The organism is Nitrospiria bacterium (genome assembly GCA_035498035.1).
Taxonomy (GTDB): Bacteria; Nitrospirota; Nitrospiria; order JACQBZ01; family JACQBZ01; genus JACQBZ01.
Genome location: DATKAN010000005.1, coordinates 1 through 22,554, shown reverse-complemented (window position 1 = coordinate 22,554; position 22,554 = coordinate 1). Strand labels below are relative to the sequence as shown.

Annotated in this window: 15 protein-coding genes; 1 reads left to right on the top strand and 14 read right to left on the bottom strand. The window is 60.0% G+C overall.

Features of this window, described 5'->3' with window-relative positions:
• Positions 1–175: 175 nt before the first annotated feature.
• The gene (locus tag VMN77_00275; GenBank protein ID HTN42212.1) at positions 176–1,087 is read right to left on the bottom strand and encodes a hypothetical protein; all 912 of its coding nucleotides are present in this window, start codon (positions 1,085–1,087) and stop codon (positions 176–178) included.
• A gap of 343 nt (positions 1,088–1,430) precedes the next feature.
• On the bottom strand, positions 1,431–2,075 hold the full coding sequence (gene cysC, locus VMN77_00270; GenBank protein HTN42211.1) for an adenylyl-sulfate kinase: 645 nt from the start codon (positions 2,073–2,075) through the stop codon (positions 1,431–1,433).
• Between the two features lie 298 nt (positions 2,076–2,373).
• Here cysC and VMN77_00265 point away from each other — a divergent pair, with 298 nt between their 5' ends.
• Entirely contained in the window at positions 2,374–3,081 is a 708-nt protein-coding gene (locus tag VMN77_00265; protein ID HTN42210.1) for a hypothetical protein, read from the top strand.
• A 50-nt stretch (positions 3,082–3,131) separates the two neighbouring features.
• Here the strand turns inward: VMN77_00265 and VMN77_00260 are convergent, their stop codons facing one another.
• From VMN77_00260 to VMN77_00205, 12 genes are all read right to left on the bottom strand, one after another.
• Entirely contained in the window at positions 3,132–3,437 is a 306-nt protein-coding gene (locus VMN77_00260) for a hypothetical protein (GenBank protein ID HTN42209.1), read from the bottom strand.
• A gap of 42 nt (positions 3,438–3,479) precedes the next feature.
• Complete coding sequence (locus VMN77_00255) at positions 3,480–6,440, bottom strand: hypothetical protein (protein HTN42208.1); 2,961 nt, start codon at positions 6,438–6,440, stop codon at positions 3,480–3,482.
• 28 nt (positions 6,441–6,468) lie between these two features.
• The gene (locus VMN77_00250; GenBank protein ID HTN42207.1) at positions 6,469–7,437 is read right to left on the bottom strand and encodes a PHB depolymerase family esterase; all 969 of its coding nucleotides are present in this window, start codon (positions 7,435–7,437) and stop codon (positions 6,469–6,471) included.
• Between the two features lie 72 nt (positions 7,438–7,509).
• On the bottom strand, positions 7,510–9,267 hold the full coding sequence (locus tag VMN77_00245; GenBank protein HTN42206.1) for an NAD-dependent epimerase/dehydratase family protein: 1,758 nt from the start codon (positions 9,265–9,267) through the stop codon (positions 7,510–7,512).
• 51 nt (positions 9,268–9,318) lie between these two features.
• Positions 9,319–10,290, bottom strand: a complete 972-nt coding sequence (locus VMN77_00240; protein ID HTN42205.1) for a sulfotransferase — start codon at positions 10,288–10,290, stop codon at positions 9,319–9,321.
• 39 nt (positions 10,291–10,329) lie between these two features.
• Complete coding sequence (locus VMN77_00235; protein HTN42204.1) at positions 10,330–11,322, bottom strand: NAD(P)-dependent oxidoreductase; 993 nt, start codon at positions 11,320–11,322, stop codon at positions 10,330–10,332.
• A 94-nt stretch (positions 11,323–11,416) separates the two neighbouring features.
• Positions 11,417–12,883, bottom strand: coding sequence for a hypothetical protein (locus VMN77_00230; protein ID HTN42203.1), 1,467 nt, complete (start codon positions 12,881–12,883; stop codon positions 11,417–11,419).
• Positions 12,884–12,893: 10 nt separating this feature from the next.
• Positions 12,894–13,793, bottom strand: a complete 900-nt coding sequence (locus VMN77_00225; GenBank protein ID HTN42202.1) for an alpha/beta hydrolase — start codon at positions 13,791–13,793, stop codon at positions 12,894–12,896.
• A gap of 17 nt (positions 13,794–13,810) precedes the next feature.
• The gene (locus tag VMN77_00220; GenBank protein ID HTN42201.1) at positions 13,811–15,454 is read right to left on the bottom strand and encodes an alkaline phosphatase family protein; all 1,644 of its coding nucleotides are present in this window, start codon (positions 15,452–15,454) and stop codon (positions 13,811–13,813) included.
• Positions 15,451–15,762 (bottom strand): hypothetical protein, encoded by a 312-nt coding sequence (locus tag VMN77_00215; GenBank protein ID HTN42200.1) that lies wholly within the window; start codon positions 15,760–15,762, stop codon positions 15,451–15,453. The genes VMN77_00220 and VMN77_00215 overlap by 4 nt, the downstream gene beginning before the upstream one ends.
• A complete protein-coding gene (locus VMN77_00210) occupies positions 15,752–20,827 on the bottom strand; it encodes a beta-ketoacyl synthase N-terminal-like domain-containing protein (protein ID HTN42199.1) in 5,076 nt (1,691 codons plus the stop codon). Before VMN77_00210 ends, VMN77_00215 begins: the two co-directional genes overlap by 11 nt.
• Positions 20,827–22,554: SDR family NAD(P)-dependent oxidoreductase (locus VMN77_00205; protein ID HTN42198.1), on the bottom strand; the 1,728-nt coding region annotated here is incomplete at its 5' end. The genes VMN77_00210 and VMN77_00205, both read right to left, overlap by 1 nt.

The following is a 22,554-nucleotide window of genomic DNA, read 5'->3' as shown; positions in this document are numbered from 1 at the left end:
CGATCCACTTCATCCAGCCACTCTCATCCCAACCATTGAACGCAGTTAAAACAGGCCCAAGATCTTGCAAACAAAAAGCAAACAGCCTCGAATACTAACAATCTTTAGCTGGAATTGTCAACCGCCTAAAAGGGGGGGATTGAGCCATTTCCGTACTCAGGAAATGCAAGATCGATTAGGAATGAGGGTTTGCCTTTAAATATTCCAGCATAGGGACTTCCCAGTCGTCTCCGCCGGTTCCGTCCAGTTTGCCATTAGGCCATCGAAGATGGGCATCGGTTCCTGTGATAAAATCGTCCGCGGTGGGCGGGGGGGGATGTGCCGGATCACAGGCACTTGCGGCGGTGGTCTGAAGATTGATAAGTTGAATTTGTACGGCGGAATCATTTACTACGGCGGAATTTTGCAGTTGACCGAACCAATCTACTGCGCTATGTCCGGGCGGGAGGCCGAATAGCGTCTCCTGATCCGCATCGCAGGCGGTTAAGGCGTCGAAAGTGCGGTTGGCCAAGTAGAGAGGCACCGCGGAAGTGGGATACGTATTCAGCTCGCACGAGGGCGTCTGGGTCCATGAAATGTTTGCAAACGGATTCGCGAAGGCATAGACAGCCGCGGCCGCCACATTATTCTGGCCCGGTGTCTTTGTCTGAAATCTTGCCATCGCATAGAACTGCGCGAAGGTCGCCCCGTTCGACCAGCCCATGACATAAATACGAGCGGGGTCGACAATCCCTTGCCCAACAAGAGTATCGATCAGATGATCGACATTCGCAACGTCCGGGTTTGTGGAGGGGGAACCCATGTCACGGTAATAATAATCGTGATGCCTTCCCGGTGAATCGGTGGTAGGCCAGTGGAGATTTCGCCCCTGAACCGAGGCGAGAATAAAGCCAGGACGATTGGTATCCCCGGTCAGGTCGTAGTCAATCGCCTTGACACGGATGCCGGTGTAGTTATACGCATCGCTGGCATGACCTCCGGAGCCGTGGAAAAAAATAAGTAAGGGTCTATTGGAAGCCGGCGACGCGCCGGACGGTTTGAACAGGCAGGAATATCGCCTGACTCCGTCCGGATCCGTCCAGGTCATTGGGGGTCCATCGTTTATCAATCCGTTACTGGTCTTGCAGGCAGGGGCATTGCTTGCCGTGTTCACGGTCTGGTAAGAGAACCCTCCGTTTCCAAAAACGATCGCGTGGTTGCATGGCTGCGCTCCGCTGCAAACCGGAAGCGGCTGGGTGAGGCCGGTGGTTGTGCCGTCGCACGCATACACGATCGGCGGAGCTTGCGTCGAGGACGACGAATGCTTTGATCCGCATCCCCAGAAGGCAAGGCATAGAACCGTGAGCCACCAAACCCTTCTGGAGAGGGCGGGAACCCGCTCGAGGTCCAGCACGGAGTTCAAGTTCATGGCCGATGCGCCAAGGCCCCGCTCAGAGATTCTTCTTTAATGTGCTTCCCTCTGGTTTGGCCGATCCATTCCCGGGAATCCCGGCCGCAGGTCCGGGGATATACCGAAGGGCTATCAGGCCATCCAGGATCTTCTGGAGGCTTTCTTCGGGGGATTCACGATCCGTGTAGACCGTGATTTCGGATCGGGTCGGCGGTTCATAAGGATCCGAGACCCCCGTGAAGTTCTGAACCTTGCCTTGGATGGCCTTCGCGTAAAGTCCCTTTACATCCCGCCGGATGCATTCCTCCACGGGACAGTTGATGTATACCTCCACAAAGTGTTCAATATCGGATCGGGCCTGATCCCTGGACTTTTGATAGGGAGAGATGGCGGCGGTGATGGCCACGGCCCCCACACGGCTCAACAACTTCGCCACATAGGAGATGCGCCGGAGATTCTCCTCACGATCCTCTTTTGAAAAACCGAGGCCCTGGTTCAATCGTTGACGCACTTCATCCCCGTCCAATATCTCGACGGGAAATCCGAGCTCAAGAAGTTTTTTCTGAAGCATTCCCGCCAGAGTGCTCTTCCCGGAACTTGGAAGTCCCGTAAACCAGACCGTAAATCCTTGTCGTCTCATTCCTTCTTTCCCTTCTCTCCTTTCCGAGTGGCGCCTCGTCGTCAACCCGGATTGATATGTTTCCTGCTGACGCTTATTTCGAGGCCGCCCGTCCCCAAAACGACTTCTTTTCCGAGGCCGTTCCTTCCGACGGATTCACGATCTTTTCCGTTTGTGCTTTCTCCGTTTTCGCTTGTGAAGCCGGAACTCCGGCCTGACGGATCGACTCGACATTCGGCTCCGAAGTCTCCAATTTTTCTAACTGGCTCCGTGTCACGCGAAGCTGCGTCTCGAGCGACTGGATCCTCCGTTCAAGTTCCTTTCTCTGACTCTCCTTATCCCGCCCTGGGTTAGGTAGTGCCCTTTGCCCGAAAGCTGGCGCGGCCTGCCCCATCCCGGCCATTCCTTGTCTTTGACCTTGAAACCCTCCTGGCTGCATTCCCTGACCCTGTCCTTGGAAGCCGCCCGGCTGCATTCCCGGCGCTCCCTGGCCTCGGCCACGGAAACCTTGCCACATTCCCCGGAACCGCTGTCCCATCCCGGGTTGTCCCTGTCTCTGACCTTGAAAGCCTCCCGGCTGCATTCCCTGACCCTGTCCCTGAAAGCCGCCTTGTTGCATTCCCGGCGTTCCCTGGCCTCGGCCACGGAAACCCTGCCACATTCCCCGGAACCGTTGTCCCATCCCGGGCTGTCCCTGTCTCTGACCTTGAAAACCGCCCGGCTGCATTCCCTGACCTTGCCCTTGAAAGCCGCCCTGTTGCATTCCCGGCGCTCCCTGGCCTCGGCCACGGAGACCCTGCCACATACCCCGGAACCGTTGTCCCATCCCGGGTTGTCCCTGTCTTTGACCTTGAAACCCTCCCGGCTGCATTCCCTGACCTTGTCCCTGGCGCCGGAAACCCTGCCCCATACCGGGACCTCCCTGACCGGGACCTTGAAACCCTCTTTGTCCCATCCCTGGACTTGGTCCGCGAGCGGGTTGGCCCGGTCTAGTCATTCCCTGCTGTTGTCCTTCCGCTTTGTCTTCCTTTTTGTCCTGGTCGCCCATATGATCCTCTCTTTCGTTGGTTAGTTCTCGGTTTAGTTTCACTATGACTTAAATAAATCCGATTCGTTCAACTCCTACTGCGAACGCTTCCATTTGATACTTTTCCCTTTCGGACCGGTGAGGGTCATATCATTGTCACCGACTTCAACCTTCATATCGACCCACTGGTCTTTCTTGGCCTGCATCTTTGCCGTTCCATTGTTGTAATCCTTAAGAACCATAGCACCGGCATGTTTGCCCTCCGCAACCTTGCAATCTGTATCGCTGCACTGGAACATTCCTCCCTTGGGCCCGGTCCACTTGCCGGACAGACCGGCCGCTTCGACACCCGTTGCCACCAAGAAGAACATTAGAACGAACAACCCGACTCGCAATGTCATTGCATCCTCCTTTTGTTGTATGTAATGGCCCTGGTTGAAAACTTACTTTACAAACCATAAAAGCTTAGAACCGGTGAAGCTTGCCGGGTTGGGAGCACTGGCGGTGACCTTGTCCAGATAGATCCGTTCCGTGATCATGAACGGATTATACTGAGACACACCGTTGGTTCCCCATGGAACCTCCAGACAGTAGGGCTCCGTCCCGCAGCTTCTGGAAATCTTCATGGCGAATACCGTGGATGGATCCACTCCGGTGTCTCCCAAATACGACACGGAAGAACCAGCCGTGTCCAGGTCGATGAAGGTTACCACCCCGGCCAAATCGGTGTAGCGGGTGACCGCATATGAAAAATAAGTATTAAGCGTGTCATCCGAAAACGCATGATGGTTTACACCGGCGACGATCAGAAAACCCTGATTGTCGGGCAGGCGGGTCAGACACGTGCTGGTCCCGCCGTTGGAATCGGGACAGTAAAATCGCGCATACAAGGCATCGGGGGCGTCGAAATTACAGGGCTGATATACATCCCGGCACTGAGCCTGAGGATCGACATGTTGGAGATTCTCTTCTCCGACGGCCGCGAGGGTGTATCCTTCGGCCTGGTATTTGCTGATGATCTGGTCGACCAGGGTCGCGAGGCCGCTTCCCGCTCCGGCGTCCGCTTCGGAGGCGTCGGTCCGGAGAGTGTCTTTCCAATTCGGGAGATCCTTGTCCATGACGTCTCCCGATTGGCCGGGACCGTCAAAGAACAGGATTTGCATGTTGGACGGCGACTGGGCGATGTAGTCCTTAATCATTTGCAGCTCACCAGGGGTTCGCTGGGTTAAGCGAAGCACAAAACCGAGCTGGTCGGGAAAAGGCAGGCTTCTATTGGCGAATCGTGCCGGGAAGAGGAGATGACTGATCGTCCCCTCCGGAACCCCGGCCTCAAGCAGCGCTTGATGAACGGCATAGGCCGCCTTAAAGTCGGCCGCGACAATCAGTGCAAAAAAGGTGTTGTTCGGCCCTCCCAACGAATTGAGATTCTCTTGGTTAAGGCTTAAACCGATACTGGACGCCGTGTTAAAATATTGACCGGTGACGGGGTTGTACTGGCTATACTGGTTTATCGTGAAACTGTAGTAGGTGATCGGAGGCGGCGTCGTCCCGTATACCACAAAAGCATCATCTCCGTCCAAGGGGAAGGACGTGGGCGTCGGTGTGCCCGTCGGCATATAGGCTTCACCATACCGTGTAATCGGATTATTGACGTAGCGAATACACCCCGGGTCCGCCGGGGGGCAACTTACCGGCCAGATCATCTTGGCGGCCTGAAGGGCGTATCCCGCGCGAATCAGAGAGGCCGTGGCCTGCGTATTGCTGACACGCGATAATAGCGTTGAGGGATCGAAAACCGCTGAAACGGCGGATCGGATAATATAGGTTCCGGTCGATAGGGTATTGACGATAAGCCCCGTCACCTCGTTTCCCCCGGCGGCATAGCGGAATTGAGCCGGCTGTCCGGCTGTTCCATTTCCCGGGGCGGGCGATCCGGTCCCGTTGAGTGCCAGGGGGAAACACCAGACCGGGCGAGCGATCACGGGGCCTTTGGCCGGAAGCGCGAAGGCGCCCAAATATCCGTAGGTCTGGGAATCGGACTGGGTTATCTGGAAATTCGTGGCGGCCACTATTTCGTTCGTCCCCTGGTCGTAAGCGATGGCGAAGGGACTGCCGACCCTGGCCGTGGCAGCTCCATTGTTCATCCCGCATCGGATGAGGTCCGAATTGGAAAGCGGAAGGGGCGGGGGGACATCTCCGGAAAGGGTGTCGACGTCCCGAAAGACGTAAATTCCGAAGGTCGTGCCGACCAATAGCGTGCGGCTCTTCGAATCAAACCCGGGGGCGGCATGGATGTCGTCGCCGACGACGAAATTGATCACGGACCGCCACTGCCGGCTTAGGGTGCCATGGTCATCGACGACAGCCGCGATGGCGGGCCAGAGCTTTCCGTTCAGAAAAGCGTCCGCGTCGGTAAAAATAAGAGGCTTTCCATCGGGCTGCACCCAAGCAACCGGTGAGGCTGCGGGGGCATTGATTCCGATCATGGCCCGGTCCGGGGTGGGATCGGACGGGGAGAGGGGAGTGATGATCGCCTTGATCTTCGTCTCCATGCCGGGAACGTCAGGCTGTGTTAATTCAATTCGCACGACATGGACCGGGCTCTGCTTGGGGTCCAGCGGATTGGAGGCATCGGCCTGGAAAGTAGTCACCAAATAGAGAACATTACCGAGGATGGCCGGGGAGTTGTTGGTGATCATGATGCCATGATAGAGAGCCCCGTTTACCACGACGTTGGTACTCATTTGATAGGCATCGATCACGCTGCCGTTCACCGGATTCAACTTAATGATCCAGCCCGTGTTTGTGACGGTCACGATCTCCTTGGCGTCGTCGAAGCTCAGGGAGACCGGCATCCCCACCCCGCTGGGGGCCGCGGTGGTGATTTGTGTTGTGGGCGTTTTCCAGACCCGCACCCCGTTCGCCACATAGGCTACGAACTCGGCCGGGTTGGCCGCGAAGACCCAGTGTCGGACCGGGTCGCCATTGATCCCCATCTTGGCCAGTAGAAGCCCGGCGGGAACCCGGTGCGTGGTTCCGGGGAGGTCCTCCGGAGGGCTCTTCCAGATCACGCCGCCGCTTTGATAGTCGAAGGCCGCCAGGGCGGGGTAGTTGGGCATATCGTAGGCGCACACCGCCATCGATTCTCCTGAGACGCAACCCAAGACCCGACTGGCGCCGGGAGAGACGGTAGGGTCAAGGATTTTTTGCGAAGACCCCAGCGAGAGGATGGGGGGAAGATCCTGATACGAGTTGTCGTTGCGATTGCAGTGGGCCATGGGACACCAGACCCCGTCCGCCTCCAGACTGTCGATGGTCGAGGTCTGAGCGTACAAAGCGGTCGGCTCGACCGTCAGGCCGGTGAGGGTCAAAACTGCAAAGGTGATGAACTGTCGAATCGTCATGATTTTCCCGCCTAAATCAGATCGGCGTTTACGGTTTCTCCGGCATCGGATGTTTTTGGAAAAAGGTCAACAGCATATCGGTCGCCGAAAGATCCATGTTGCCGGGACCGAGTGCCCGGGCCAGGCGCGGAGGAAACCGAATAATAAATCCCGGCCATTGATGACCCATTCCTTCAATGGTACAGAAGGTCACCTCCGAACCCTGACTGCAGTGAGGATGCGTTTCGCAGGAGGCCGCTCCTTTCTTGTAGGTCACGCTTGTGTCATTTGTGCACCCATCCCATTTCACCCAGTGATCGATCGTTTCGGGGGCTCCGAGCTTATAATAGTCATATTGCGTAACCCCTTTTCCCCCCGAGTAGGGATGGAAGGTATCCGACGTACCGTGAAAGTGAAGGATCGGAACCGGGCGTTTGGGACTGCAATTTTTCAAACTCAAAGAACTGGCGTTGATCGCTACGGCCGCAATCCGATCAGACAGTTCGCACGCCAGGCGATAGGTCATGTTTCCGCCGTTCGAAAATCCGGTAGCGAAAATGCGCCGGTTATCGATGTTCACGACGGCCGCCAAATCGTCAAGGACAGCCCGGACAAAGGCCACGTCGTCGAGGTTCTCTTTATAGGGAGGGCCGCAGCAATCATCTCCAGCATGCCAAAAGTGCTCATAGCCGGCGGGATAGGCGATCACAAAGCCGTCCTGATTTCCTCCCAGCTCATCCAATCGGGTCACCTTGGCGAACTGCTCCGGAGTCGAACTGCCCCCGTGAAAGGCCAGGATCGCGGGAGCCGGTTTCGTCCGATTCATACTCTTCGGGATGTAAAGCCGGTAGTAACGTTGCTTTCCCTGTACGGTCAGTGTTCGGATCGATACCCCCACCGGTACAGTCTCGGCCGCTTGGACCCCATCACCGACGCCAATCGTCCTAGAGCAGGACGAGAAATCGCCCATTAATAACAACAGAGCTCCGGCCATGATCACCGTTTTCATTCCATGCATTACAACCCTCCTTTGATCCCGTTGCGTCCGAACGTTTTCCTGAAACAAACGGCGGCGCGACGCCGGATCGCCTTATTTTTTGGTTCCGGAAGCGACCACATAAAACTCGAAGTAGGTTTCAAGACGATTCAGCCAGGATGAGACCGCCGCATGGTTTCGGTCGTCCAAAGTGCCGTTCTGCTTTCCCTCGTCCAGATAGGCCCGGAGGTGTTCGGAGAACCCGCCCCAGCTCTCCCGGGTCGTGTCCACCGCGATGACATCCCTGAAACCCGCCTGCTTCAATGCCTCACCGAACTCCTCCGCGTTGCGGACGTAATTGACCTCCTGCTGAGTTCGTTCCTGCGGGGTCTGTGCCCGCGGGGTGAAGATTGCATCGCATAGGACCAGTTTACCCCCCGGTTTGAGAACGCGGTGGGCCTCCCGGAGAAACATATCACGAGTGTCAAAGTGTCCGGCGGCTTCGACGCAAAGGACGTTGTCGAAATGCTCATTTGGAAATTCCAGATTCACCGCGTTCATCAGCCGGAAATCCACGCCGGGCGCGTTTCTCCGGCAGATCTCGAGTTGTTTCTCGGAGATATTGATCCCGATGATGTTCTCCGGCTTGTAGTAGTTGAGCAACAGGCGTGTCGAGGCTCCCTTGCCGCAGGCCACATCCAGGATATTCCCTTTTTTCTCGGGAATGTACGCCAGCAGTTTTTCCACCAGATTCTCGCAGGCTTCCCGTTGGTTCTTCGTTCCGGCGTCCCAGTAGCCGAAGTCCCAGAAATCGCTGTTATCATAAAAACCATTCAGCAGGTTGAAGTCCAACCGGAAGTCGTACGCCTGTGCGATCCTGGCGGCGGACCTTCCTATCGCCGATGGAGTATATGGGACACCCATCCCCCCGGCCATCATCTCCGCCAAACCTTCCGGGAGCGTGATTTGAGACTTAAAACCAAGAATCATCTCGGCCTTTGTGGTGTCGTATCGTTGATACCCCTTCAACTGTCCCAGGAAGCGGCCCGGCAGCGGCATCCCGCGATTGATTCGAAACATTGCCGCCCGGAGCATCCGGTTCATTTCGTCAACAGACGCAACCTCCGGCCCGGCAATGTTGAACTCCCGCCCGACCGCCTCCGGACGCTTTCCAGCCAGGATAACCGACTCGGCTGCGTCCCGGACATGCACCATCTGGAGACCCACCTGATTGCCCTGGCCCGCGCGGCGATTCGGACCCTGCATGGCCTGCTGGACCATTCGGTCGGACATGGGAGACCCTGCGCCGTACACGATGGAGGGGCGGAGGATGACGTATTCGAATCCCGACTCCTTGGCCGTCTGACGTATCATGTTCTCGATGGTGCGCTTGGGTTCGATATAGTTCAAAGAATATTCGCCGCCATAAGAACCCTCCAACGGCGCTTCCTCGTTGACCGGCCATTTGTTCATGTCGGATGAAGACCCGTAGACCGCCACCGTACTGGTGTAAATAAAGCGACGTATACGATGCTCCGCGCAGGCCTTGAGTAGATTCGAGGTGGTTTCGATATTGATCCGAGCGATGTCCTCGCCGTCCCCCGATCGACCTTTGGCGATGCCGCGTTTCGACTGCCAGGCGAGATGGTAAACGATTTCCGTCCCTTCAACGGCATCGGTCAGGACCTTTACATCGGTCAGGGCCCCCGGAATGACCTCGACCCCTTCCATTTTCTGAAGTTCCCGGCCGTGGTCTGATTGTGCGAGCGTTTCCGGCCGCACGAGCACCCGGACCTGGTCGCCCTGTGCCAACAGCCGCTTGAGTACTTCCCAACCGATGAAACCGGTTGCTCCTGTCAGTAGAACTTTCAATGGACACTCCTTCTGCTTAAGGGTTTAAACTCATCGAACCGGCCCGTTCCGTCACACATATCCGAATTGTCGGGCCAACGCCTGAACCTCCGGTCTGAATTTCATTCCGTCCTTGCGCCATGGGACCGGAGCGTCGAGACTCAGCGTCGCCGACTTTCCGGCCCTCAGGGCGGGTTTCTGAAGAAAATTCGGGTCATTTCCCAGATGGGCGTTGGGCGGCCCGAAGCACGCGTACGGCGACCGTTCCGGATGCTTCATTTGCTCGATCGCTTCCGGGTCCGTTCTAAATCCCAGCCAGCTTGCGATGTCCCGAAGATGGAGATCCGGGTCGGCCATCAGGTCCTCCCCGCGAATCTGCATCCACTGCCAGGGAGGGAGCGCGGACAAGAAATGACGTATATTTGTTTGAAGCTTGTACCAGCGCATCTGCGGATCAAGGGTCGGCGGATCGGTGCTATAGTCATATAGCCCGTCGTCCGACCGGCTCGACGAGGGTGCCCCTCCGATTCCGGGTCTAGGCCTGACGGGCCGTGCTCCCTCCGAATTCCCAAGCCCTCGCGGCAACGCGCCGAATTGATCGAACTCCTCGAATGCCTTCAGGACCGATTGCCCGTGTCCCAACGGATGGCGCAGCAGATGAAGAAATTTTGCGCGTGGAAAGACGCGGCGGGCCCGTTCCATGTACTCGACACGGTAAACGGTGGTCGGGCTTTTTTCCACCACGGCCAGAGGATCGACCTGCTCCGCGATCTCCCGGAAGATCGAACCGGTGTCACGGTTGAGTCTCTGTCTCAGCCAGTTCCAGGCCTCCCGGATGGTCTGCTCCGTCTGCTCCTGGCCGTAAATTTCCGCGACGACCCGAAGCGGCCCGTGAACGCCGATCGCGGTGCCTTGCCGGAACATCGCCCACCATTCGGACATGTTTTCGGCGACAAATAGATTCATCTCAGGCAAGCCGTACATTTGAGGATGCTGCCCAAGCATGGCGGAGACCACGCTGGTATAGGAGCGATGAGGCGCCAAGATTATTAAAGGATCCGCAACCGGCATTGCAACACCTTTTCAGTACAGTGGCATCATGGGTTGATCGGCGGCCGTCACGGTCGAACCGTGTGTGTCGAACGCGGCCGCCATTTCTGCAAAACCTTCCTGCATGGCCGTCCCCGGGACGAAGCCGAGGAGTCGTTCGGCCTTCGTCATTTCGTAGATGAGAACATACCGTCGCCAGACCTGAGACGGGTCCGGCCACGGCGAAACCCATTCCGTACGGCCTCCGAGCCTCCGGATCAGGGACACGACATCCCGATACGTGGCCACCTCGATCCCGGCCAGGTTAAAGGCTTCGTGGGCCGCTTCGGGTAAGGTTCCCGCCCGCACAATCCCCTCCGCCAGGTCACGGACATGGATGAGCTGCATGGTGACCTGGGAACCGGGACCGCTTCCCGCCCTTGGATCGGTCAGGGCACGCTGGACCATCGCCTCAGCGGAAGGACTCCCCACCCCGTAGCAGGTGGAGGGGCGGAGTATCACGGGCTCAAACCCCAAGTCCTTCGCATACCGCCGCACCAGGCTTTCGGCCGCCACCTTGGACCGGCCGTAATTACGCAAATCTTCGGTTCCCCTCGGGTTGGTCGGGGTGTCCTCGTTGATCGGCCATTCGTTCGGAGAAAAGGCCCCGCCGTATACCGCAACGGAACTCGTAAAGACAAAGCGGCGTATCCCGCCTGCCCGGCCGCAGGCCCGAAGGAGGTTTTCCGTCCCGTGTACGTTGATCTTCATCAGGTCGACGTGCGAACTTCCGGGCAGAAGAGCGGCCATATGGTAAACCATCTCCACGCCCCGAACCGCCTCGGTCAGAAGCGCCTCATCCGTCACGCTTCCGGCCACCACCTCGACCCGGTCCGGTTGTCGAAGATCCTTGATCGTTTCCGGCAAGGCCAACACACGGACCCGGCCCTCCTGCATCAGAACCCGATCCAGGACATGAGAACCGATAAAGCCGGTGGCGCCGGTTAAAAGCACGCGAGGATTATCCCCGCTCCCTCCGCCGGACATCGAAGGTCGATCCGAAGCCTTGCTCGGGGCAGAGGGCTTCTGATCACTGCGTGATTGGTTTTTAGCCTTCATCGTTTCACGATTCGCCATAACTTTACCCCTTTACCCCCGTTGATGCGGCGGGTTCGGAAACCAATTCTTCGGATGGCCGACGGCGTTTTCGGCCCAGCCACACCTCAGCGCCCCCGTCCGGATTCGGGATATATTTCCACCCGGTCGCCGTCTTGACCGCCACCTCCGGACCAAACGGGTTCGCGGTCCCCAGCAGAAATCCATACGGACTGGACAGAAAGGTCCTTGCGCCGTAATTGTAGGGATTGCCCATCCCGTTTCGGGTGACGGGGACCCACTGGATCCCGTCTTCGCTCCGCCAAAGCTCGAACCCACCCCCCATGCGGATGAGGTGATCCGCGCCGAACCCGCGCATCAGGTCTTTGTACAGCCCCTCGACCCGTGTGGCATACGGCAGGAACACGCTCCAATCGAAGGTGGAGAGATAGATCCATCCGTCGTGGACGCCCATCCGCCATTTATAACCGGCGAAGACGTTGTCAAAACCCGGTCCCATTCCGGAGAGGGGATACCGCATGCCTTCCGGTGTTTGACGGGGGGTGCCGACGACCAGGTCCCAGGAGTTGTCCGGATAGATCCGGACCACTTCGCCGGCCGCCGGGCCGATAATGTTCCAACGGTCATACCCGCCGTTTTGTATCCCACTACCGACATAAATGGCGTCTTTGAAGGCGCAAAGGCTCATGGCCATCTCGTTGAGGCTCCCCCGATAGGCGCCGTGCCCGAGGGCTTTCGTCCAACGGCAGGGGGCATCGCCCGTCGCCGGCGTTTTCCAGACCTGATAACCCTCGATATGATTAAAGGTCCCGGCATAGAGATGGTCGTCGAAGACCGCCAGCTCAAAGATCCCGGTGTTGTTCGGATCGCCGAAGCCGGGCTCGCAGGCCAGCTCCCATTCCTTATGGAGCGGGTCTGCGCAGCGAAAGATTTTTGGAGCCTTTGTCGTGTTCCAGGTCTTGCCTTCCCCGGCGGGCGCGGCGTACAAATGGCCGTCGAAGGCCACCAGCGATCGAAACGTGGAAATGTTCGGGTTTCCCAAACCCGGTTCGGAGACCGGATCGAATTTCAAGCCCTCCGACGAGCGCAGGACGCGGGCCCCGGTGCCCCGGGAGACCGAAGATACCGTGCTGACATAGAGGGCGGGCTCCGGATCGGAACGCCCTTGAAACACCACCATGCCGCGGTAGCCGAGGTCCCGCGGAACTTCTTTTCCGTTCCGCCCGATGATGTCCGGTGAAGTGTGCAGGTGTTCAAACCCGCCGCTGGCCGGATCCCACCTCCAGATCTGGGCCCGAAGATCGAGATCCTCGACGCGATCCGGCACGTTTACCGGCCACGGGTCCATCGAGGCGCCGTCCGGCGGCGGAAACAACTTGAGCAGTGCCAAAATATGCCGGGAGGTCCCCATATAAACATGGTCCTTATACCAGGCCATCGAATGGACGTACGAATTCTGCGGATCCCCGAAGCCGTTCACGACGATTCGCATGAAGTCCGTTCTATCCAGACCCGCTGATGACCGTTTGTTGCTGTTCAATTTCGACTCTCCCAATGAACTCCTCCACATGTTTTACAAAACCTTCCGGCTTGAGAACCGGATGAAAATGTCCCGCGTTCGAAATCAGAATCGACCGGCAATGGGGAATGCACTGTTTCAACCCGCGAAGCGTCGGCAGGCAGCTGGAGCGCCGCCCGAAGATCGCAAGGGTCGGCTGTTTGACCCCTCGAATCTGCTCCACCGTCAGTCCGGCCGGGTCCTCGAGGTCCCGGTGGGCCGTGGTGGTTCGCATCAACTGGGACCAACGCTGCATGGCCCGCGAGTTTCCCGTCCGCGCTCCCAAAAACCCCCCCATCCGATCGCCATGGCCCTGTTCCGTAACCGACGGAGATCGCCGCAGATGGGCCAGGTCCTCGAACAGGCTGTAGGCGACCCGCGGCAGGTTCTCCGGCAGCTCGATCCCCGCCCGGCGAAGCCGCGTGTTGAGACGTTTCCAGTGGGCCGTGCCGCGGGGTTGCAGGGGAGGTTGCAAGGCCGGGACCCGGGCATCCGCGAGCGTAAGCGACCGGACGCGTTCGGGATGAAGCACGGTGTAATGCAACGCGACCCCGCCTCCAAAGCTGTGTCCGATAAGGTGCACCCGCTCGTCGCCCAGATGTTCCAGAAGGTGATGCAGGTCGTCCGCCATATCGTGAGTGGTGTAACCGGAAGGCGGACTGCCGCTGTAGCCGTGTCCACGCAGATCGTACACCACGACCCGATAGCGGCGTGCGAGTATCGGCACCACGCTCATGTACCAGAACGCAAGGTTCGAGAACAGTCCATGGATTAAAACAAGGGTCGGACCTTGTCCCGCAGCTTGATAATGAACCGGCAGCCTGTTGATTTCCGTGATCGGCATCGCTCGAACCTTTAAGACTACTCCAAGTATCCCAACGCCTTCAACTGTTCCATGACTTGCGATTTTTGACCCTCATCCATGGAAGCCTTTTCCGGCCCGGCTCCCGACGATCCCGCCGAAACGGTGGGCGGCCCGGTGCGGAGCGGACGGACCTTCAAGAATTCCGACTCGAACGCGTCGAGGGCGGGTTTTCCCTCCAGATCGCTTGGTACGGCCAGTCCCAGGCTGTAAAGGAGTGTGGGCGCGATATTGATGATCGGGAACTCCGACACTTCCCCACCCGCCCGGATGCCCGGACCGCGCCCCATGAAGACCCCGTGTGGATGATGCGTGCCGTAGGGGAGCATCCGCCGCTTCAACGGCTCGTCGGCCCGGAGCACCGACAGAAAGCTCCGGTCCCGCAGGGCCAGGGTGAGATCCGGCGCTCCGGCGGTCCGCTCGCCCGGGAAGGCCTCCTCGCGGGTCAGAACGCGCTCCACCACCGGCTGACCCGTTTCAGGGTCCCGAAACGCGAGCAGCCGGTCGATCAGTTGCCGACGGAAGGAATGATACTCTTCCGCCGGGACCCCCGGCATGCCGGGCTTGCTGGCCCGGCGGATGAAAATTCCGTTGCTGCTCGCGGTGAGCGCGAAGGCGGTCGTGCGGGGGGCGGCGGGCGTCGAATCCCAGCCCCAGTCGTACATCGTATCGGATCCGGTGTGGCCTTCCAGCGTGAGACGCCCGTCTTTGTCCAGGGCGACCCCATCCGCCCATTTCAAGTATCCCTGTTGTTCAAGCCAGACGTTGGTGTAGAAGATTTTTCCACCTGCGTCCGTAAACCCGTGATCCGAGGCCATGAAGACACGGGCCTCGGGGCCGGCCATCTGGATGATCTCGGCCAGGAAGCCGTCCAATTGGCGGAAATAATCGAGGCAGTGCTCCCTTACCTTTTGCTCCCAGGCGGTGGGATTTTGAGGCGTGAACTTCGGGTCCAGCAGATAATAGCAGAGGTGCTGCAATTTATCCACGCCGTCGAAGAGGATCGCGGTGAGGCGGCAGGGCTCCTCCTTCATGAGCATTCGAACGATCTCGAACCACTGTTGTTCGCGGGTGATATGAAATTGGATCCAGGGTTCGAACTCCTCCTTCCCCAGGCCCTGGAGGGCCTTGCGCTCCACGTCCCAGTCGAGCGCCAGCTCCTTGGCGTTGAACTCCGGACGGGCCTTGAGCCGGCCGTATAACTCCTTGGGATATACGGCCCGGGAAAGATAGCGCCACGGCACGAAGCCCGGGATGACGAACCCGTTGATCGGTTGAGGCGGGAACATGCACGGAAAATTCAATGTGGTGACGCGACACCCTTCCCGGCTCGCCATCGACCAGACGGTTTCGCAACGGACATCCTCCGAGGTGAGGAGGGTGTACTGTGGATGATCGGTGTCCTGCTCGACCCGCACGAAGTCGAACACCCCGTGGCTCCCCGGAGTCCGTCCCGTCATCAGGGAAGTCCAAGCCGGTGGGGTCAACGGATGGGGCGTGGAGAGCAAAATTCCCCGGACCCCCCGGGAAACGAACTCCCGGAGGAAGGGCATCACGCCCGCCTTCATCAATGGATCCAGCACGCTGAAGGTCGCTCCGTCAAGCCCGATTAATACGGTTGGATGAAACTGCTTTTCTGTCATGATGCCTTTCCCTCCTCGCGGATGCCGTTTTCGATATAACCGATCAGGTCCGCGACTTGAAGATCGTTGACATGGATCTTCGCCGCGATCAATTTCTGGAAAATCAGGTTTTGCAGCCGGTACTGTTTCTGGAGCTCGGCGATCAGATAGACCAAATTGATCGACTCCAGGCCGAGGCTTCCGAGCCGCGTGCCGATCGTGATCGGGCCCACATCCCACTCCGCGGTGATTTCCTCGAGCATGCGGAGGACGGTTGCCTGCACCGTGCCCGGCTCCGTTCCCTCTGCGCGATGGATACTATCCCCCATTTCCTTCATCCTCCTTTTCTTCGATCCAGGCGGTGGCCGTTATTAAATCCCCGTTCCGGCCGGTCCGGGCGACAAGGCGGCGGCCGGCGAAATCCGGAAAGGCCGCGGCCATTTCACCGACGAGGCCGATCGTCACGGTTCCCGTCGAAAAATCCAGCGACTCCACCGAGAGGGCCCAAGGCCCGCCGATCACGCCGGTGCCCAGGGCCTTCCCGACGGCCTCTTTGGCGCACCAAGTCCGGACCGACCATTCAAGACGCTCGGAAGGGGGTGCGCCTTCGAGCAGATCGTGCTCCGCCTGCGTGAGGAGATCGGCCTCAAAGCGCCCGTTGAAGCGGCTCAGCCGTTCCAAATCGATCCCGATTCCCTTGACGCCCGCCGCCGCCCCGGCGACGGCGGCGGCGATCCCGCCCGCGTGGGTCAGGGAGAGCAACGGGCGGTCGGCTATGTCGGCGGTCCAAGGCCCCTGCGGGATCGGCTGGCCCTTCGGCCCCTTTCCGATTTCAACATCGGCGGGATAGACCGTCAATCCGTGACGTTCTTTCAGCCAGACGCGGACGGCGTCTTTGGCCGCCATTCGTCCGAGCAGCCATTCGATCCGCCGGGGCTCGGGAAGATTGAGGCTGTGCCACATCTCCCGTTCCTGGCGACTGAGAATAAGGTGGGCCAGGACCCGGCACCAGATCATCCATCCTCCTCGGAGCAGCTCATCGGGCAGTCCGTCCAGGAGCATGCACCGAAAGGCCTCGGGGGCACGGAATTGTTCCAGGCCTTCGGCCCAGTCCCGGCTCAGCACTACGTCCAGCGGTGTGATACGGAAACGGTAGAAGGCGTTGGGCATCTCGAAGCGGCGATCCCACCAGCCGGTCAATCTCATCCAGATTCCTCCGTCCGAGCCGACGAGATCGATGTCCGAGCGGGTCTCGGCCTCCCCCACGTCCGTGAGACGGGCCCGGCAGACAAGTTGCTCGTCCACCGCGAGGTTGGGCCGGTAGATCCGGAGCGATTCGAGACGAAAGGGGAAAACGTTGAAACGGGTCGTAAGATTTTCCAAGGCCCAATAGCCCACCACCTGGCCGGCGGCGTCAAGAACAACGGGATCGGTGACCAGGGCGGGGGCCGGCCGTGACTGAAAAAGGGTGTCGGTCGGAAGAACCCGGAGAGTCGCTTCGACACCGTCCTCTCCCGTGCGATCGACTTCCACCACAGCCTGAAAGGCCGGGCCGTGGAACATCCCGTCGGTGTATAGGATCTCCCCGCGCCAGCGGGAGGGGCGTTCCCCCTTCAGCTCAAGCGGTTCGATCGAAGGAGGATCCGGGTAAGCCTCCGCAAACAACATGGTGCCTTCCATGATCAGCGTGGCCGGCGATAGATCGGGTGACGCGCCCGCGTCTTCCCGGACCTGCACGTCCACCTCGATACCGGGCAGGCCCGTCTGGCGCTTGGCGGAGATTTTCAGCGTCACACGTCCCTGGTCAAGCCCGACCCAGCGATAGCCGCGAACCTCCCGCATGCCGACCAAGCGGTGATCCGGGTACAGCACCGAGGCCACCTCGGCCATCAACTCCATGTTGACCGTCAGCGGGATGACCGGAAGGGCCGTCAGCCCGGGGTCCTTCGACACCGTGCGGCTGCCGATGGTGTGGTGATACAGAAAGAGATCCTCCTCCAGCCGAAACTCGCGTCGGGCCACGACCGACTCGCCCGGGACCAGGGACAGGATCCCGTCGATCAGCGGAAAATCCGGCCGCTCAATAACCGCGCGGGATTCGATCGGCGGGGCCGGAGGATTCGGGTCCGATTGCACCGAACCGCCGGCCTTCCAGGCCCGCCCCTCCGCGGAGCCCATCGCAGCACTTTGAAGGTAAGTTCGGATGATTTCCTCCTGCGCCTCCAAAAAATATTCCATGGTCTGAAAATATTCCCCGACCACTTCCGCGCCCGAACCCGCCGGTCGATTCATGCCAATTCCATTGCCGCCTGACACCCCGGCATCCACGGATTGGGCCGCCACCGAAGCAAGAGACCGCACCGGCTCCGGATGAGCCAGGGGAACGGGAGGCACGGGGACCGGAGGGAGCGTCGGGGGGACGGTGGCCGCGGCCGGACTCGCCGGAGGCAGGGGGACGGGAAGGAAATTTGTAAGTCGCAGTCCGGGAAGATAGGAATCCAGCTTCACCGTTCCGGCCGTCCCGATCGTTTTCTCCAACGGCAAAGACGGGGAATCCAACGAAAGATATTTCGGGTTGCGTCGCGCGTAGAGGGGGTCCGTCTTGAGCGAGACCCCATGGGCCGCGAGCTGCGCGATCATGTGATGGATCTGCGCGAGGCCGGACCGGCTGATCAGGTTGGAGGCTACCGCCGTCTTGGGACGACCCCGAAGGATGTCCTCCACGAAAGCGGTCAGATTTCCCCGCGGGCCGACCTCCACAAACAACCGAACGCCGTCGGCATACATGGCCTCGATCGTCTCCCGGAACCGGACGGGGCTGGCCCATTGGATAATCGCCAGCCGTCGGATTTCCTCGGGATCCTCCGGATAGGGGGCGGCCGTCACGCAGGAGTACATCGGCAGCTTCGGTCCCACGATCTTCAGGCCCCCGAAAAATTCCCGAAGGGGCCCGCTGAACCCTTCGAACAGGGGCGTATGGTAAGGCCGGTCGAAGGGCAGGACCTGGCAAACCGCCCCCGTTTTTTGAAGGGCCTCGGCCGCCCAGGCGGTGTTTTTCTTCGTCCCGCAAAGGACGATCTGATGCGGGCAGTTGTCCATGGCCACGAAGAGCGGCTCTTTTGCCTCGGCCACCAAGCGATCGAGCGCCTCCCGGTCGGTCGTGCCCACGGCCAAAAGGGCCGCCTCCGGGAGTCCGCCGCGCGCGGTGAAGTCTTCATAAGCCCGGTTCAGGTCCCGGACATGGATGGCGAGCCGATCTTCATTTTCCACTTCCAGGGCCCCCGAGGCCAGCAGCGCGGAATACTCCCCGGTGCTGTGTCCCAGGACGGAGTCCGGCCGAATTTCCAGCCGACCCAGTAGCGCGCCCATCCCCTGGTTGGCGGTAAATACGGCCTCCACCGCGCCGTCCATATCAAATAAGGTCTCGGCCGCATTCCCGGCTCCGTTGGATCCGCCGAGCGCGGGCGGGGGGAAGATGCATTGGCTCGGTAGGTAGCCCCGCGGGTGATCCCAGAAGGCCCGGTCCATGAAATCAAACCACTTCCGGACCTCCGGGAAATGAAGGCAGAGGTCAGCGAGCATGTTTTGGTATTGGGAGCCTTCGCCCGGAAAAAGAAATGCGAGTTTACCCTTTCGGCCCAATGGCTCCTCGAAGAAGTAAATCCCGCCGGCGTCATTGATCCGTGTGCAGCGGGAATCCGACAATTTTGCTCTCGCGGCGGCGAGTTTTTGCGACAAATCGGCCAACGAGGCGGCCACGATGCCCAAACGGCAGGGGGCATCCCGCAGGTCCCGGTTCACGGTGGCCGCAAGATCCTTCATCTCCACGCCCGGGGACGCGGACACGAATCGGTGCAGCCGATCCACCTGGCCGATCAACCCCTCGCGGGATGCAGCCTCGAGAATGAACACCTCGCTGTCCCAGGCCCGGTGCAGACTGACGGTTTTGTCCGCGTCCGTCTCGGGGGCTTCTTCCAGGATCGCATGGGCGTTGATCCCGCCGAAGCCAAAGGCGTTCACCGCGGCCCGACGGGGAGTTGGTCCGCCGTGTATCCACGGGCGGGTCTCGGTGTTGATATAAAGAACGGTCTTCTCCAGCTCAAACTTTGGGTTGGGCTCCTCGCACTTGAGGGTGGGCGGAAGGGTCTTGTGGTAAAGGGCCAGGGCCGTCTTAATCAGTCCGGCGATGCCGGCGGCCGGGATGAGGTGGCTGATCATGGACTTGACCGTCCCGACGGCGCAGTGGGGGTAACGCCCCTCCCGGTCTCCCAGGACGCGACGGAGGGTTTGGATCTCCGTGAGATCCCCGGCGGCCGTCCCGGTCCCGTGGGCCTCGACCAGTCCGATGGTCCGCGGGGAAATTCCGGACGAGTCATAGGCCCTTCTCAGGGCCAGCTCTTCGCCTTCCACGCGCGGGGCCAGCACGGAGAGGGCCCGGCCGTCGCTTGAACTGCCGAGACCTTTGAGGACGGCGTAGATCCGGTCGCCATCCCGCAGCGCATCGGCCTGCCGTTTCAGCACGACCATGCCGTAGCCTTCCCCCAACAAGGTCCCGTCGGCCTTCATGTCGAAGGGACGGATTTGTCCCTCCCTGGACAGGGCCCCCAGGAGACAGAACAGCATCAGCATCGGCGGAGTGGTGGAGGCATTGGCCCCGCCGGCCAGCACCATGTCGCAGGTTCCGGTGGTCAGGTTGTGCACCGCCTGTTCCACCGCGATGAGGGAGGAGGCGCAGGCCGCATCCACAATATAGTTGGGGCCCATCAGATTGAATCGGTTGGCGATCCGCCCGGCCATAACATTGGGGACCAGGCTCGGGGCCACCTCGGCCGTGAAGGGAGGCAGGTTGGCCTTGATCCCGTCCTTGATCTTTTGGAGCTCCTCCGGGGTGTATTCGGGATGGAGCCGGCGGAGAAGGCGGATGGTCTCGTCCACCACGAAACAGTGCTGGATCTGGTTCGCGAAGCCGCGGCCGATGTAGGTGCCCCGCCCGACGATCACCCCGCACCGCTCACGGTCGAAGGGTCGGTCGATGTAGCCGGAATCCGCCAGGGCCTCCTGGGTCAGGCGGAGCCCGAGGAAATGATCGGGATCGGTGCCGCCGATGGACTTCGGCATCACCCCGTAGTCAATGGGACGGAACTGGGCCAGATCCCCCAGATAGCCTCCCCGTTTGCAGTAGGTCCGATCGTTGGATTCCGAGTTGGGATCGTAGAAGAGCTCCGCCTCCCAGTCCGGGGGCGGATCGCTGATCGCGTCCACTTTGGAGACGATGTTCTGCCAGTAGGTGCCCAGGTCGGGGGCCATCGGGAAAATACAGGACATCCCGATGATCGCGATATCGACCGGGCCGCTTTTGATTGGTGCCTTGCTGTATGGCGCGTCTGAAGCCATCACCCGCCCTCTTGGGTCTTCGTTCCGATGAGTTGGGACCCGACGGAGGAGGCCCATGGCCCGTCTCCCACGATGACCTCCACCTCGCCCTTCCTTCCGCCGAGCAGCTCGTCGTGGAATTTGCGGAGGCCTTCTTCGGACGGGATCAGCTGCATGCCGCGTTCCTGCAGTTCCCTTTCAAGCCCCGGGGAAACCATCCCGCCCGTGGCCCAGGGCCCCCAGTTGATCGAGACGACCCGCGTCGGCCATTGGCGGTCGAGGTAGATCGCCAGTTTATTGAGCACCTCGTTCGCCGCGGCATAATCCCCCTGTCCCTTGTTTCCGAAGCGTCCGGCCACCGAGGCGAAGAAAACAAGGAATTTTAGGGTACTGGGACGCAGCCGGCGGCTGAGGACGAACGCACTGTCCGTTTTCGTGTCAAAAACCCTGTAGAAGGATTCCGGGTCCTTGTCAAGGATCAATTTATCCTCGATGATCCCGGCGCCGTGGATGACGCCGTCGATTCTTCCCTGAGATTGGTAAATTCGGTCGATCAGGTCCCCGTAGGCACGCTCGTCCCGCACGTCAACAGGCTCGTAATGAACCCGGGCCCCGGCCTTCTCCATTTCGGCAAGGTGGGTCCGAATCTCCCGGTCCTGGCACAGCCGTCGATAGGCCGCCTCCACCTGGGCGGGGGTGACCGTCGTTCCGTCGCGTCGTAGCCGGTTTAAAAGGGCCGCTTTCAAATCTCGGGAATTGTCTATCCCCCGGGTTTCCTCGGTTTCCTCCCCCGCCGGACGGGGAGATCGCCCCACAATCCATAAAGTCGGCCGGTAACGCCGGGCCAAATCACAAGCGATTTTTGCCGTGATGCCGCGGGCCCCGCCCGTGATCAGGATCACGGAGTCGGTGCCGATGGTCATGGACGACTGTCCGGTTGGATCCGCCGGTGCGAGCCGCGGTTGAGGGATAAGGCGGTGGCTGCCTTGATAGTTTAGCTCGACCGGTCCATTCGGTGAGGCCATCTCGGCGATCAGTTGTCCGGCCAGGTCCGATGCGGATTGGGTCGCGTCCAGATCAATCACCTTACAGCGGACGGAGGGCCATTCGATCGCCGCGGTCTTGATCAATCCCGCAATGCCCCCCTGCCCCGGAGATGAAGAGGATGCCGTCGCGGCCACCATCCAGCCTCGGGTTTCTTTGAGGTCCGGGCCGGCCGATTTCGCCAGATGAAAGAGGGCCTTGACATCCCGGTTCAAGCCTGCGCGCCAATCTCCTAGTTCCATCTCTTCGAAGCGCTTCCGAATCTGAAGCGGCAACAGATGGATCAGGCCCTTGATCGGGCCATATTGCCGGCGGATCGTCTGCACCAACTCTTGAACGGCTTCGGGGCGGGTCAAATCCGCGTCATAGATTCCTTCTTCCAAGCGCCCCGGCGCCGTTCCCATCCGTAGGATCACGGCCCGGGCGCCGTGACTCTCCAACCGATGCCCGACGGACTGAGAGAAGCCGTTCCCATCGTCCGTGATGAGAAAGACCCCCTCCATCGTGGAGGGCGTCGTCGGAATGGAAAGCGGGGCGTCCACCGAAGTCATCAAATACCGGGGGACCCCGTTCCGGCCGTCGGCCTTGGACGTCGAAATCAATGCCGATGCGGGGGCCGACGGATTCGAGGTCATTTCAGTCGGCCCGGTCGACTCAGTTTGCATGGCGTTCAGCACCCAGTCGATGATCCCGCGCATCGTCTT

Coding starts and splice junctions, on each gene's coding strand:
- VMN77_00210 (HTN42199.1), bottom strand. CDS start 20,827: ATGGCTTCAGACGCGCCATACAGCAAGGCACCAATCAAAAGCGGCCCG.
- VMN77_00255 (HTN42208.1), bottom strand. CDS start 6,440: ATGACGATTCGACAGTTCATCACCTTTGCAGTTTTGACCCTCACCGGC.
- VMN77_00235 (HTN42204.1), bottom strand. CDS start 11,322: ATGTCCGGCGGAGGGAGCGGGGATAATCCTCGCGTGCTTTTAACCGGC.
- VMN77_00230 (HTN42203.1), bottom strand. CDS start 12,883: ATGCGAATCGTCGTGAACGGCTTCGGGGATCCGCAGAATTCGTACGTC.
- VMN77_00220 (HTN42201.1), bottom strand. CDS start 15,454: ATGACAGAAAAGCAGTTTCATCCAACCGTATTAATCGGGCTTGACGGA.
- VMN77_00215 (HTN42200.1), bottom strand. CDS start 15,762: ATGGGGGATAGTATCCATCGCGCAGAGGGAACGGAGCCGGGCACGGTG.
- VMN77_00225 (HTN42202.1), bottom strand. CDS start 13,793: ATGCCGATCACGGAAATCAACAGGCTGCCGGTTCATTATCAAGCTGCG.
- VMN77_00275 (HTN42212.1), bottom strand. CDS start 1,087: ATGACCTGGACGGATCCGGACGGAGTCAGGCGATATTCCTGCCTGTTC.
- VMN77_00260 (HTN42209.1), bottom strand. CDS start 3,437: ATGACATTGCGAGTCGGGTTGTTCGTTCTAATGTTCTTCTTGGTGGCA.
- VMN77_00250 (HTN42207.1), bottom strand. CDS start 7,437: ATGCATGGAATGAAAACGGTGATCATGGCCGGAGCTCTGTTGTTATTA.